We start from the raw sequence: 13,078 nt of genomic DNA, 5'->3' as shown, positions 1-13,078 counted from the left end.
GAACGACAGGGCCGGACCGCCCCGGCGAGGTCGTCCTCTTCGCGGATTCGTGGTCGAACCATTTCGCGCCGCGGATACTCGCGGCCGCGGTCGCGGTCCTCGAGCATGCGGGAGTGCGGGTGCACGTCGTCGAGCAGACGGTGTGCTGTGGTCTGCCGCTCATCTCGACGGGGCAGCTCGATGCGGCGAAGACGCACCTTCGTCAGACGATCGCGGCTCTCGATGCGACCGGGCAGATGCCGATCGTCGGGGTCGAGCCGTCGTGTCTGGCCACGCTCAAGGACGATGCGCAGAAGCTGCTTGCCGACGATGCGGCTGAGCGGGTGGGAGGGCGCGTGCGGACCCTCGCGGAGCATCTGCTCGAGATCGGCGCCGAGCTTCCCGACCTTGCCGGCGTCAAGGCGATCGTCCAACCGCACTGCCACCAGTCGGCGGTGCTCGGCACGGCCGCGGATCAAGAGCTGCTGTCGCGGGCGGGGGCGAGCGCGGAGTTCCTCGGCGGGTGCTGCGGACTGGCCGGGAACTTCGGGGCCGAAGCCGGTCATTACGAGACCTCGGTCGCCGTCGCCGAGCTCGCCCTGCTGCCGGTGCTGCGGGACTCCGAACCGAACTGGACTCGCGTCGTCCTCGCCGACGGGTACTCGTGTCGGACGCAGATCGCCGACCTCAGCGATGCGCGAGGCGTCTCCCTGGCCGAGCTGCTCGCGTGGGGTCACGGACTCGAGCCCGCGCGGTGAACGCGGTGAAGATCAGGCCCAGGCAGCGGGCGCGCATAGGCCTACATCCGCGCGGTAGGGTTCACGCCTGCATTGCATGCGGAGAACCTCGGCCTACGCGGTGAACGGCGGGAATCAGGCCTTCGCGGTGAGCACGGGGACTTCGGCTTCGAGGAGGATGCGCTGGGCCTGCGAGCCGAGGATGAACTTCCCGATGGCCGAGCGCTTGCGCAGGCCGATGACGATGAGCTGAGCGTCATGCTCGGCGGCGAGGTCGTTGAGCGTTCCCGGCACGTCGTCCTCATGGTCGGGCTGGAGCACGCTCACGGCGACTCCCGCCTCCTGCCCGAGGGCGACGATGCGATCGATGTCGTCCTTGTCGATCTCGGTCGGGGCGCCGCTGGCGCCGCGTCGTTGGGAATTGACCACGACGGCGTCGCACGTGCGCAGGGCGGCCTCAGCGAATCCCGCGCGCAGCGCCGCCTCGCCTTCCGGGGCAGGGAGATAGCCGATGAGAATCGTCATGGCATCAGTATATGGACGACCTGTGAAGCGATTCACCCTCCGGCCACTTCCCGGACACCTCGACGTCACCGTTGCGGGACACGCACCATCGGCGTCGGGGTCGCTCCGAGGTCAGCGCGAAGCAAAGCCGGCCCGGGCTGCGAAGGTCGCGCGGTAGGCGTTCGGGGCCACCCCGAACTTCGCGGCGAAATGCTTGCGCAGGTTGTCCCCCGAACCCAGTCCCGAGTCCGCGGCGACGTGGTCGATCGGCAGCGCGGTCGTCTCGAGCAGTTGGCGGGCGACGTCGAGGCGGATCGCGGTGAGCCATTCGTGCGGGGTCAGCCCGGTGAGGTCGCGGAAGGTGCGGAAGCATGTCCGTTCGGTCAGTCCGAGCTCTCTGGCGAAGCGCCGCACCGACCAGTCCTCCTGCGGGACGGCGGCCACGCGGGCTTCGAGGGCGTGGAAGTCGCTGTTCGCCGAGGCGCTGCGGGCGAGTTCGATCGCCGACCTGTCGACGAACTGCGCCTGATTGCCCGTGCGGCGCAGCGGCAGGACCATCGACCGCGCGATGTCGGCGGCCACCGAGGCGCCCCACGACTGATCGGCGAGGTGGAGGAGGAGATCCCCGCCGGCGCTCACTCCCGCCGAGGTCCACACGCGGTCCGCGCCGACGAAGATCTCGTCGGGGACCACCTCGGTGTCGGGGAAGCGCGTCGCGAGCTCATCGGCGAACCGCCAGTGCGTCGTCGCCCGTCGTCCCCCCAGCAGTCCCGCCTCGGCGACGGCGAAGGCACCGGTGCACAGGGCCGCGACGATGCCGTCGAACGTGCGCACCCGCGTCAGGTCGGCCTCGGCGAGCCGGCCCAGACGCACCTCGGAACCCGGCACGACGAGCAGGCGAGCGGACCGCTGACCTGCAGATTCAGCGGCACGTGCGGGGACGGGCTCCACGGCACCCGTGTCGGCGGCATCCGTGTCGACGGTCAGCACGGCACCCGAATCGCAGCGCACGCTTGACTGGGAGCCGACGAGGCGCACGCGCACAGGCGGCAGCCCTCTGGCCGACCGGTCGGAGAAGACCTCGAGGGCGGTGGCCACGTCGTACATGCGGACCTCGTCGAAGACGAGGATGTCGACGTCAAGGCTCGCGTCCTCGGAGGCTGGGTCCCCGGCGCCCCGGTCATCGGAGGCTGGGTCCCCGGCGGCCGCGTTCTCGAAGGCCGGTTCCCAGACGGCCTGGTCATCGGAGGCTGGGTTCTTGGCGACTGCGTCCTCGGAGGTCGAGTCCGGACGGCGCTCATTCTCTGTCATGGCACGATTCTATTGCTCACTGGCATATCCGCCACTGGTCGTTCGACGGACACGACGGTGGAATGGGGATATGACCACCACGCAGAACAGCCTGACCACACCCACCTCGGCGCTCATCGTCATCGACATGCAGGCCGGATTCCTCGACCCCCACTGGGGCGAACCGCATGACCTCGAGGGATGCCGCGCGAATGTCTGCGCTCTCATCTCCGCGTTCGCCGCGGCCGAGGCGCCGATCGTCATCGTCCGCCACGACAGCACGAAGCCCGACTCGCCGTTGCGACCGGACGCCGCGGGCAATCAGCTCTTCGCCGAGGTGGCCCGCGCACCCCACGATCTGTTCGTGACGAAGACGGTCAACTCCGCATTCATCGGCAGCCCCGACCTCGACGCGTGGCTGCGCGGGCGCGGCATCGACACGATCGTCCTCGGCGGCATCCAGACGAACATGTGCGTCGAGACGACGGCCCGTATGGGCGGCAATCTGGGCTACCGGGTCGTCGTCGCACTCGATGCGACGACGACGTTCCCGCTCAGCGCCACCGTCGCGGCCTCCGTGCGCACCGACGGGATCACAGGATCCGCTGCCGAGGGAACGCGGGGCGAGGGTTCGGCCGGAGCAGGTTCTGCCGGACCGCTCACCACGACCCTCGAGACACTGACGATCAGCGCCGAATCCCTCATCGAGGCCACCGCGGTCAACCTCTCCGGCGGCGGGTTCGCCGAGGTGACGACCACCGAGGACATCCTCGCCCGCCTCGGCGATTCGACGATCTGACTTCGGCACGGTGTTCCGACACCGGCACGGCGACTCCACATCAGCACGGCGATTCGGCATAAGCACGGTGTTCCGACACCGGCAGGGTGCGTGCACCGCGGAAATGTCGGACCACCGTGCTTGAAATTCGCCCGCGCACGCACATCGGCACCTCAGTCGGCGGGCCCGCCTTCGCCCTCGCCCTCGCCCGCTGCGGCGCACATGTCGTCGATGCGCCCGCGCAGGTTCGCAAGCTCCGCGCGCAGCTGCGGCGGAGCGACGATGCGGCACGGAACGGGAATCCCGAGCGCATACCCTGCCGCCGCCCCGAGGTCGGCGACTCCGAACTCGACGCGGACCTTCTCCCCCGCCTCGGTGACGGTGGCCCCGCGGGAGGAGAACCACGGTGCGACCTCGGACGCCGAGGCCGTGATCTCAAGGACGACCGTGTGCTCGTAGGCTGCGACGGTGACCGCGCGTCGCACGGCTGCCTCGGCGTCGGGGCTCTCCCGGGGAGCGAATCCGAACGTCGTCTCGTGCACGTCGACCATGCGATCGAGGCGGAAGACCCGCCAGTCCTCGCGGTCGAGGTCCCAGCCGAAGAGATACCAGTGGGACCCGAGGACGACCATCTGGACGGGTTCGACGTGACGGTCGGCCGCCTCGGCGGTCGTCCACGGCTTCGCATAGGAGAAGGTCACGCGGTGGCGGGAGGCGATCGCCGAGGCGAGGGCGACGACGGTCCCGTGGTCGACGTCAGGCTCGTGGCCGGGGGCGACGGTGACGGCGGTGGCGACGGCGCGGACGGTTGCGCTCATCGTCGGCGGCAGCATGGTCTGCAGCTTCCGTCCCGCGGTCTCGGCGTTCTCCGTGCTCAGTCCCGCACCGCGCAGCAGCGCGAGTCCGATGCCGGTGGCCATCGCCTCGCCGGCGTCGAGCTGGAGGGGCGGAAGCACGGTCCGGTTGCGGACGCGGTAGCCGCCGTCGACGCCTGGTGCTGCGTCGATCGCGTAACCGAGTTCGCGGAGGGAGACGATGTCGCGGCGGATCGTGCGGGCGGTGACGGCGAACTCGCCGGCGAGTTCTCCGGCGGTGAACGATCGTCCCGAACCGAGCAGGGCGAGGAGGCGGAGGAGTCTGCTCTCGGCGGTCATCGGTCCCCTCGGGGTCGGGTGGTTCTGTGTCGGGTGGTGCGAGGTCGGGCGGTGGAAGGTGAGGTGGAGAGGGGCGGGCGGTGCAATGTTCTGGGCGGTGGACGCTCCGGGCTGCAGATCCTCGAACGTTTCGACGCTCGGAGCGGCAATCCATCGAACAATGCGGACATCATACGTCCGCAAACGCTCCGATGATGGCGGTGTTCGCAGAACAGTGAGCGATCACCGTTCGTCAGCCATCTCACCCAGGAGCCAGCCATGCCGTTCTTCGCACCGTCCGTCACGACCGAAACCGACGCCCATCTCACCTTCCTCGAGCAGCAGTGCGCTCAGCTGCGGCTCACCGCCCTCGATCTCACCGATGAGCAGGCCCGCAGCACTCCGACCGTGAGCGCGCTGAGCATCGCGGGTCTCCTCACGCACGGCGCGCAGGTCGTCTACGGCTGGCTCCAGCAGGTGCGCGATCCCTCTCTCGTCGCCACCGAGGAGGACTATGCGCAGTTCAATGCCGTCCTCGGACTCGATGGCGCGTTCGACGGCAGCGCTCTGCCCGATCTCGACATCGCCGAGGTGCTCGCCGTCTTCGACCGCGCCGTCGCCGAGATCGCGGCGACGAGGCAGGACATCGCCGAGCGCGGCATCGACCTCGCCGCGCAGGTGCCGGTGGCTAACCCGTGGATGCCCCAGGATTTCGACATGAGCGTGCGCTGGATCCTCGTCCATCTCACCACGGAGATGGCCAGGCATGCTGGTCACGCCGACATCATCCGCGAATCGATCGACGGCGCGGTCTCCTACCAGCTCAATGCCCTCGCCGACGGACAGCCGTGGCCTCCGGAGGGGTGGGGCGACGAGGGCTGACGCGCGCCTCGGCGATTCGGCGATCTGACGTCGGCACGGTGGTCCGACACTGGCGGGGCGGCTCCACACCGGCACGGTGGTCCGACACCGGCAGGGTGCGTGCACCGCGGAAATGTCGGACCACCGTGCTTGAAGTTCGCCCGCGCACGCACATCGGCACCCTGTCCTGTCGTGACTCGCTGTGCAGTGCGAGTCCGTGCAGATCCAGAGTGCCGATGCGGATCGGGGTCGGGGCCTCCGCTGAGGCGGTGGCTGTCTGCCGTGCTGAGCGACCAGTCGGGCCGGCCGGTCAGGCCGACCAGACGGGCAGCTCGTCAGGCTGCGGTGACCGCGGACTTGGCCACCCGGTCGACGAGGTGCTCGGTGTAGGCGGGCACCGTGAGGAACTCGGGGAACTCCTCGGTCAGGGCGCTGGCCCGGAAGATCTCGACCGCCTCGGTGACATGGTCGGCCGGGGTGCGCTCGATGAGGGCGAGCTCCTCGCCGAGGTAGCGCTCGACGAGCTGCCTCGTCACCTGCTGGCCGTTGTCGAGGGTGACCTCGTGGTGGATCCACTGCCAGATCTGCGAGCGGGAGATCTCCGCGGTCGAGACATCCTCGAGGAGGTTCTCCAGCGCCACATTGCCGTTGCCGCCGAGCCACTCGTTGAGGTAGCCGATGGCCACGCGGATGTTGACCCGCACGCCTTCCTCGGTGACGACCGGTTCGAGTCCGGTGATGTCGAGGAGGTGGTCGGCGCACACCCGGACGTCGGGGCGCATGTTCTCCAGCTGGTGCGGCTGCTCGCCGAGGGCCGCATCGTAGACGGCGAGCGCCGCAGGAACGAGACCCGGGTCGGCGACCCACGTGCCGTCGAAGCCCTGCCACGCCTCACGGGCCTTGTCCTCGCGCATCCGGGCGAACTCGGCGGCGACGAAGCCCTCATCGGGGTGGCTGGTCATGAGGTTCGTCATCGTCCCGATCGCATGGGCGCCGCGACGGTGGCAGGTCCACACCAGACGGTCGGTGAAGGCCTTCATCAGCGGCAGCGAGTTCGTCAGACGGTCGCGGTCGGGGAGGATGAACTCCGTGGAGTGGCGGAGGTTCTTCACGACGGAGAACAGGTAGTCCCAGCCGGCGGCCTGGAGGCCGGCACAGTGGTCGCGCAGCTCCCAGAGGATCTCCTCCATGTGGAACGCGGCCGCGATCGTCTCGATGTGGACGGTCGCCCGGATCGTGCCCTGCGGGATGCCCATCTCGTCCTGCGCCCAGACGAAGATCTGGTTCCACAGCCTGGCCTCGAGCGAGGACTCGAGCTTGGGCAGGTAGAAGTATGGACCCGTGCCGCCGTCGATGAGGTGCTTGGCGTTGTGGAAGAAGTAGAGACCGAAGTCGACGAGTGCGCCGATCGCCGGCGTCTGCTCACCGTCTGAGTTCGTGAAGGTGAGGTGCTTCTCCGGCAGGTGCCAGCCGCGCGGACGCATCCCGATCGTCGGCTGATTGCGGTTGCTCACGCCCGGCAGCCGGTCGCGCACCGCGAGGTAGAGGGCATGTTGTCCGCCGAGGATGTTCGCCCAGGTCGGGCTCGTCGAGTCCTCGAAGTCGGCGATGAAGACCTTGGCCTGCGAGTTCAGTGCCGCGACGATCTCGGGTTCGGTGACGGGGCCGGCGAGTTCGACCCTGCGGTCCTCGAGGCCGGGAGCGTCGAGGGAGCCGGCGACCTGCCAGGTCCGGTCGGCGCGCACCGCTGCGTAGTCGGGGGTGAACCGGGGCAGGGTGCCGTCGTTCATCTCCGCCGAGCGGTTGCCGCGCTTGGCCATGAGGGCGCCGAGGCGGCCTGCGAAGGTCTCGTGGAGGCCCGCGACGAAGTCGAGCGCCTGCGCCGAGAGAACGGTGTCGTATCCGGGTGCCTCAGGTGCGTTGATCGTGATGCGGGACATTGTCTTCTCCTCACTCATTCCGAGTGCTGTAAGGAACTGCGGTGTGCTGGATGCGGGTGCGGGGTGTGCGCTGTGTGGGGGTTCGGCGCGGATCGACGATGCAAACCCCGTGAAAACATCGTCGAGCCGCGCCGAGTCTGTGGGTTCCTCACCCGCCGGGCCGGTCGGGCCCGGCAGGTGAGGAGCGGCTGCTCAGTGGAACTGGGCTTCCTCGGTCGAGCCGGACAGGGCCAGGGTCGAGCCCTCCGGGTTGACGGCGGTCGAGACGAGGTCGAAGTAGCCGGTGCCGACCTCTCGCTGGTGCTTCGTCGCGGTGTAGCCGCGCTCCTCGGCGGCGAACTCGCGCTCCTGCAGGTCGACGTAGGCCTTCATCTGCTCGCGGGCGTAGCCGTGGGCGAGGTCGAACATCGAGTAGTTGAGGGCGTGGAAGCCGGCGAGGGTGATGAACTGGAACTTGTAGCCCATCGCTCCGAGTTCGCGCTGGAACTTCGCGATCGTGTCGTCGTCGAGGTGCTTGCGCCAGTTGAACGACGGCGAGCAGTTGTACGCGAGCAGCTGGTCCGGGTGTTCGGCGTGGATCGCCTCGGCGAACTGCTTGGCGACCTCGAGGTCGGGCAGCGAGGTCTCCATCCACAGCAGATCCGAGTACGGGGCGTACGCGTTGCCGCGGGCGATGCAGGCCTCGAGTCCGTTGCGGACCTTGTAGTAGCCCTCAGCGGTGCGCTCACCGGTGATGAACGGCTGGTCCCGTTCGTCGACGTCGGTGGTGATCAGGGTCGCGGCGTCGGCGTCGGTGCGGGCGATGATCACCGAGGGGACGTTCTCGACGTCCGCGGCCAGGCGGGCCGACTGGAGGGTGCGGATGTGCTGCGAGGTGGGGATGAGGACCTTGCCGCCGAGGTGGCCGCACTTCTTCTCGCTCGCGAGCTGATCCTCCCAGTGGACGCCGGCGGCGCCGGAGTTGATCATGCCCTTCATGAGCTCGAAGGCGTTGAGCGGGCCGCCGAAGCCGGCCTCGGCGTCGGCGACGATCGGGACCATCCAGTCCTCGACGGTGCTGATGCCCTCGGCGTGCTCGATCTGATCGGCGCGCATGAGCGCGTTGTTGATCCGGCGGACGACGGCGGGAACGGAGTTCGCCGGGTAGATCGACTGGTCCGGGTAGGTGTGGCCGGAGAGGTTCGCGTCGGCGGCGACCTGCCAGCCGGAGAGGTAGATGGCCTTGAGGCCGGCCTTGACCTGCTGGACGGCCTGGTTGCCGGTCAGGGCGCCGAGGGCGTTGACGAAGTCGAGGTCGTGGATCTCCTCCCAGAGCTTCTCGGCTCCGCGACGGGCCAGCGTGTGCTCTTCGATCACCGAGCCGCGCAGCTTGACGACATCCTCGGGCGAGTACTCGCGGGCGACTCCCTGCCAGCGGGGGTTGGTGGCCCAGTCGCGGCGGATCGCTTCGATGTCGTGCAGTTCGTTCGGCGTGGTGTTCGCGCTCATGATGTCTCACTCCTGTGTTGTTCCGAGGTTCGTGTGATCCATCTTGGTGGGGTTGCAAGCCCTTCGACAGAGGAAAATGGGAAGAAGATTCTCACTTCTTCCCATTGGTGAAAATTGTGGCTTCTGTCATACTGGTCACACCCGCCCTGCACCACCCCGATCGCCGCCTCGGAGGCCGTTGTGACCAGTACTCAAGCACCGAAGACGGAAACGAGTCCGTCCGTCGACAACCTCAGCATCGGCAGAAGAATCAGATTTTTTCGCAAAGAGGCGGGTCTGACGCTGTCCGAGCTCGGGGAGAGAGTGGGGCGTGCGGCCTCGCAGATCTCGACGATCGAGAACGGCAAGCGGGAAACTTCTGTCACGCTGCTTGCGAGCATCGCGCAGGCGCTCGGCACCGAGGTCTCCGAGCTCCTCGACCCCACGCCGGTCGACGGCAGGCAGGCTCTCGAACTCGAGGCTGAGCGGAATCAGGCCTCCCCGATGTACTCCTCGCTCGGTCTGCCGCAGGTGCGCATCAAGTCCCTGCCGCAGGATGCGCTCGAGGCGATCGTCGGCCTGCAGCGGCAGCTCGCCGAGGTGCTCACCCGGCGGGCGGCGACCCCGGAGGAGGCCAGGCGGGCCAACCGGGAGCTGCGGGAGACGATGCGGGAGAAGAACAACTACTTCGCCGATCTCGAGAAGCAGGCGGCCGAGCTGCTCTCGCTCGCCGGCTACGAGTCGGGGACGGTGTCCCAGCGGGAGACGGCGACGATCGCGGAGAAGCTCGGCTTCAGCCTCCACTACGTCTCCGATCTGCCGTCCTCGACCCGGTCGATCTCCGATACCGCGAACCGGCGGATCTACCTGCCCAATGCCGATGCCGCCTTCGATCCGCGCACGCATCTGCTCACGAGTCTCGCCCCGCACGTGCTCGGCCATGGGGCGCCGAAGGACTTCCGCGAGTTCCTCCAGCAGCGCGTGGATGCGAACTATCTCGCTGCGGCGGTCCTCCTGCCCGAGAGTGCGGCGGTGCCGGTGCTCACCGAGGCCAAGCGGAAGCGGGAGCTCTCGGTGGAGTACCTGCGGGACATGTTCGGCGTCGGGTACGAGACCGCCGCCCACCGGTTCACGAACCTTGCGACCGAGCACCTCGGTCTGCCCGTCCACTTCATGAAGGTCCATGCCTCGGGCACGATCCACAAGGCGTACTCGAACGACGGCCTGCCCTTCCCCACCGACCCGCTCGGGGCGATCGAGGGCCAGTTCGCGTGCAAGCGCTTCACCTCACGCACGGTCTTCCGCGTCGCCGACCGCTTCAGCCCGTACTACCAGTACACGGACACCCCGCAGGGATCGTACTGGTGCACGGCGCGGGTGCTGCCCGGCGGCGACTACGCGATCAGCGTCGGGGTGCCGTTCGCGCACGTCAAATGGTTCGAAGGCCGGGAGTCCTCGATCCGCTCGCAGTCACGCTGCCCGGATCCCTCGTGCTGCCGCACGGCGCCCGAGGAGCTCGCCGCGAAGTGGGAGGACAACTCCCTGCCGTCGGCGAAGATGCACGCGTCCCTGCTCGCCGCCGTTCCGCCCGGCGCGGTCCCCGGCGTCGACGACACCGAGGTCTTCGAGTTCCTCGAGCGCCATTCAGGGTGAGGGTGAGGGTGAGGCCGGCGCCGGCGATGGGGCCGGGTGTGCGGGCGGCGGTGCGTGCGGTTCTCGGCTGCCTCAGCGACGTCCCGCGGACTTCAGGGCCGATGCGACGACGTGTTCGGCGATCGCCAGCGCCGAGGTGGCTCCCGCCTTCGGCACGGACCTCACCTGGGTGAGCCGCCCGCGAGCGGAGACGACGAGACCCGTGACGAGCTCGCCCTTGTCATCGATCGCCAGTGCTCCCACCCCGCGTGGGCCCGTCGTCATTCCCGCGGTGTCGAGGTCGGGGGCGTAGCGCTTGAGCCGCTCGACGAACGCCGAGGTGCTCGTCGCCGACCGCACGCCTTCGGCGGCCGCGCGGGCGTTGCGCTTCGCGAACTTCCAGAACCCGGAGAAGCCGAACGACGCCCCGAGGTCGCCGAAGTCGATGTCGCCGACCGACCCCTCCCCGCGACCGAGCGCGAGGTGAGTCGTCGGGCCGAGCAGCAGGGCACCTGAGACGGTGCGCGCGAGCACGGTCTCCTCGAACGGCTCACCCGGGTCGGGCACGGAGGAGATGATGCCGTGGACCGCCTCGGCGGCGGGGGCACTGAGCTGCGAATACGTGCTGGTCAGAGGCACGATTCTGGGCTCAGCGGAAAGCCCGGTCGCGGTCGCCAGTCGGTCGGATTGGAGACCCGCGGCGACGAGGACGACGTCGAAGGTCCCGGCGTCGACCTCGGCACTCGTCGACTTCCGCTCCGAGTTCCAGCCGTCGATGCGCTCTTCGGCCTGCTTGAACCAGTCCTTGTCACCGAACCGGGTGCGCAGCTCATCGCCGAGGCGGCCGCCCAGACCGCTCTTCTCCGCGGGTTCCGCGGCGGGTTCGGGATCCTCACCGCGGTAGGTCCGCGGACGGTCGTGGGCCTCGCCGTCGGGACCGACGACGATCTCGGTGGAGTACCCCGATTCGCTGCCCTCCCCCGCGCCGTCGTCCTTGGCGGTGACCGGGCGGGTGCGGAGGCGGACCTCGCTGCTCAGCGTGTCGATGCCGGTGACCTCGGTGGAGAAGCGGAAGCGGCCCCCGGCGTCGCGGACCTCGGCGGCGAGCGCCTCGGCGAGGGCGGAGTAGTCGGTGATCGCGGTGTGCGGGGAGTAGAGGGCCTGGACGCCTCGCACGCCCGGTTCGATCTCCTCCATCCGGGCCCGGTCGACGAGGCGGACACCGGGCACCCCGTTCGTCTCGGCCCGGGAGGCGAGCTCCTCGAGGCGGTCGACCTCGTCGGTGTCCTGGGCGACGACGAGCTGCCCGCATTCGCGGTAGGGCAGACCCGCCTCGGCGAGATAGGGGATGAGGAGTTCGACGCCACGGCGGGCGAGTGTCGCCTCGAGGCTGCCGGGTTCCTCGTCGAAGCCGGAGTGGACGATGCCTGCGGTGTGCCCGGTCTGGGCGCTGCCGACGGTTCGGCCGCGCTCGAAGACCGTGACCTCTGCGTCGGGGAGCTGACGGGTGATCTCGCGGGCGAGAGCCACACCGATGATGCCTGCGCCGACGACTGCCACTCGTGAAATACTCATAGGGCAATCTTGGCATCGTCAGAGGAGTTGGAGAAGATGGCGACGGCTCTGAGCTGGCCCGGCAAGGAGAAGTCGCTCACCCTCGGACGGGAGCTCAGCCGGACGGCGGGGGCCGGATTCCTGGCTCCTTCAAGGGGACGCTCCTCGGGTGCGGCGGGGGCCGGTTCCACGAGCGCGACTGGCCGCTCCTCGGTTACGACGGACAGCCTCGGCGAGGGGATGGACGGCACCAGCGGACCACGGACCGTCGTGCCGGACCTGCACGGGAACCTCCTCGTCGTCGGGGACAATCTGCCCGCGCTGCAATCGTTGCTGGCCACGCATCGGGGGCGGGTCAAGGTCGTCTACATCGATCCGCCGTACAACACGGGCAATGCGCACGCGTACAAGGACGACGGCCACGATCACGATTCGTGGCTGAGCTTCATGGCGCCCCGACTCATGCTCGCCCGGGAGCTCATGCGCGATGACGGGGTGCTCTACCTCCACCTCGACGACGGGGAGAGCGCATGGGCGCAGCTGCTCGGGCATGAGATCTTCGGGGAGGCGAATTCGCTCGGCACGCTCATCCATCAGCGGGCGAAGGGCGGGGGCAATTCGCCGTCATTCGTCCGCGGGCACGACTACATCCATGTGTGGGGCAAGGATGCCCGGTCCGCGGGGACGTTCCTCACGGAGAAGAAGGCGCCGGCGAAGGTCGAGGTGATCGACGGGCGGAGGATGCTCGTCGAGACCGACGTCCTGCGCACGAGCTTCGGCCGCTACGAACGCGGGTCCGAGCGGCGGCTGATGTACGAGGACATCGTCGCGGTCAAGGGGGAGAAGAAGCTCGCCGAGGTGGATGCGAAGCTTGCCTCGGGCGAATTCATCCTGCGGCCGTGGGGTCCGGGCAAGCACGCGGTGGTGCGGGTGACGCCGTATGAGAAGGCGAGCTCGAAGCTCTATTCGATTATCAAGGCGCTCGGCGGGCAGAACGATCTCGAGGATCTGGGGCTGGGCGGGGTGTTCGGGTATCCGAAGCCCGTCGAACTGGTCAAGACGCTCATCACCGCGCAGACGTTCTTCGACCCGAACGCGATCGTCCTCGACTTCTTCGCCGGGTCCGGGACGACCGCGCAGGCGGTCATGGCGGCGAACCTGCGTGACGAGGGACAGCGGTCGTTCATCCTCGTCCAGACCCCG

Annotated in this window: 11 protein-coding genes; 5 read left to right on the top strand and 6 right to left on the bottom strand. The window is 68.7% G+C overall.

The features are described 5' to 3' along the window. Positions 1-737, top strand: a 737-nt coding sequence (locus tag FFS20_RS16715; RefSeq protein ID WP_137826920.1) for a (Fe-S)-binding protein, incomplete at its 5' end; no start/stop codon positions are given. Positions 738-851: 114 nt separating this feature from the next. On the opposite strand, the gene FFS20_RS16710 is transcribed toward FFS20_RS16715, so the two are convergent. Beyond that, positions 852-1,241: a universal stress protein gene (locus tag FFS20_RS16710; RefSeq protein WP_137826919.1), complete on the bottom strand. Its 390-nt coding sequence runs from the start codon at positions 1,239-1,241 to the stop codon at positions 852-854. A gap of 111 nt (positions 1,242-1,352) precedes the next feature. After that, complete coding sequence (locus tag FFS20_RS16705) at positions 1,353-2,531, bottom strand: helix-turn-helix domain-containing protein (protein ID WP_137826918.1); 1,179 nt, start codon at positions 2,529-2,531, stop codon at positions 1,353-1,355. A 70-nt stretch (positions 2,532-2,601) separates the two neighbouring features. Here FFS20_RS16705 and FFS20_RS16700 point away from each other — a divergent pair, with 70 nt between their 5' ends. Next, positions 2,602-3,309 (top strand): cysteine hydrolase family protein, encoded by a 708-nt coding sequence (locus tag FFS20_RS16700; RefSeq protein WP_212743371.1) that lies wholly within the window; start codon positions 2,602-2,604, stop codon positions 3,307-3,309. 152 nt (positions 3,310-3,461) lie between these two features. Here FFS20_RS16700 and FFS20_RS16695 read toward each other — a convergent pair whose 3' ends face one another. Next, entirely contained in the window at positions 3,462-4,442 is a 981-nt protein-coding gene (locus tag FFS20_RS16695) for a WYL domain-containing protein (protein WP_137826917.1), read from the bottom strand. Between the two features lie 258 nt (positions 4,443-4,700). Here FFS20_RS16695 and FFS20_RS16690 point away from each other — a divergent pair, with 258 nt between their 5' ends. Continuing rightward, entirely contained in the window at positions 4,701-5,303 is a 603-nt protein-coding gene (locus FFS20_RS16690) for a DUF664 domain-containing protein (RefSeq protein WP_137826916.1), read from the top strand. A gap of 314 nt (positions 5,304-5,617) precedes the next feature. Here the strand turns inward: FFS20_RS16690 and FFS20_RS16685 are convergent, their stop codons facing one another. Beyond that, positions 5,618-7,222 carry a malate synthase gene (locus tag FFS20_RS16685; RefSeq protein WP_137826915.1) on the bottom strand — a complete coding sequence of 535 codons (1,605 nt, stop codon included), beginning with the start codon at positions 7,220-7,222 and terminating at the stop codon, positions 5,618-5,620. A gap of 192 nt (positions 7,223-7,414) precedes the next feature. After that, positions 7,415-8,710, bottom strand: a complete 1,296-nt coding sequence (aceA, locus tag FFS20_RS16680) for an isocitrate lyase (protein ID WP_137826914.1) — start codon at positions 8,708-8,710, stop codon at positions 7,415-7,417. Between the two features lie 180 nt (positions 8,711-8,890). On the opposite strand from aceA, the gene FFS20_RS16675 reads away from it, so the two are divergent. Next, positions 8,891-10,342, top strand: a complete 1,452-nt coding sequence (locus FFS20_RS16675; RefSeq protein ID WP_171007123.1) for a helix-turn-helix transcriptional regulator — start codon at positions 8,891-8,893, stop codon at positions 10,340-10,342. A gap of 72 nt (positions 10,343-10,414) precedes the next feature. Here FFS20_RS16675 and FFS20_RS16670 read toward each other — a convergent pair whose 3' ends face one another. Next, complete coding sequence (locus tag FFS20_RS16670) at positions 10,415-11,896, bottom strand: FAD-dependent oxidoreductase (protein ID WP_249356917.1); 1,482 nt, start codon at positions 11,894-11,896, stop codon at positions 10,415-10,417. Positions 11,897-11,932: 36 nt separating this feature from the next. On the opposite strand from FFS20_RS16670, the gene FFS20_RS16665 reads away from it, so the two are divergent. Beyond that, positions 11,933-13,078: site-specific DNA-methyltransferase (locus FFS20_RS16665; protein WP_137826913.1), on the top strand; the 1,146-nt coding region annotated here is incomplete at its 3' end.

Source organism: Brevibacterium sp. 2SA, assembly GCF_005502845.1.
In the GTDB taxonomy this organism is placed as follows: Bacteria; Actinomycetota; Actinomycetes; order Actinomycetales; family Brevibacteriaceae; genus Brevibacterium.
The sequence above is the reverse complement of the archived record's forward strand: the minus strand, read 5'-3'. Positions and strand labels throughout refer to the sequence as shown.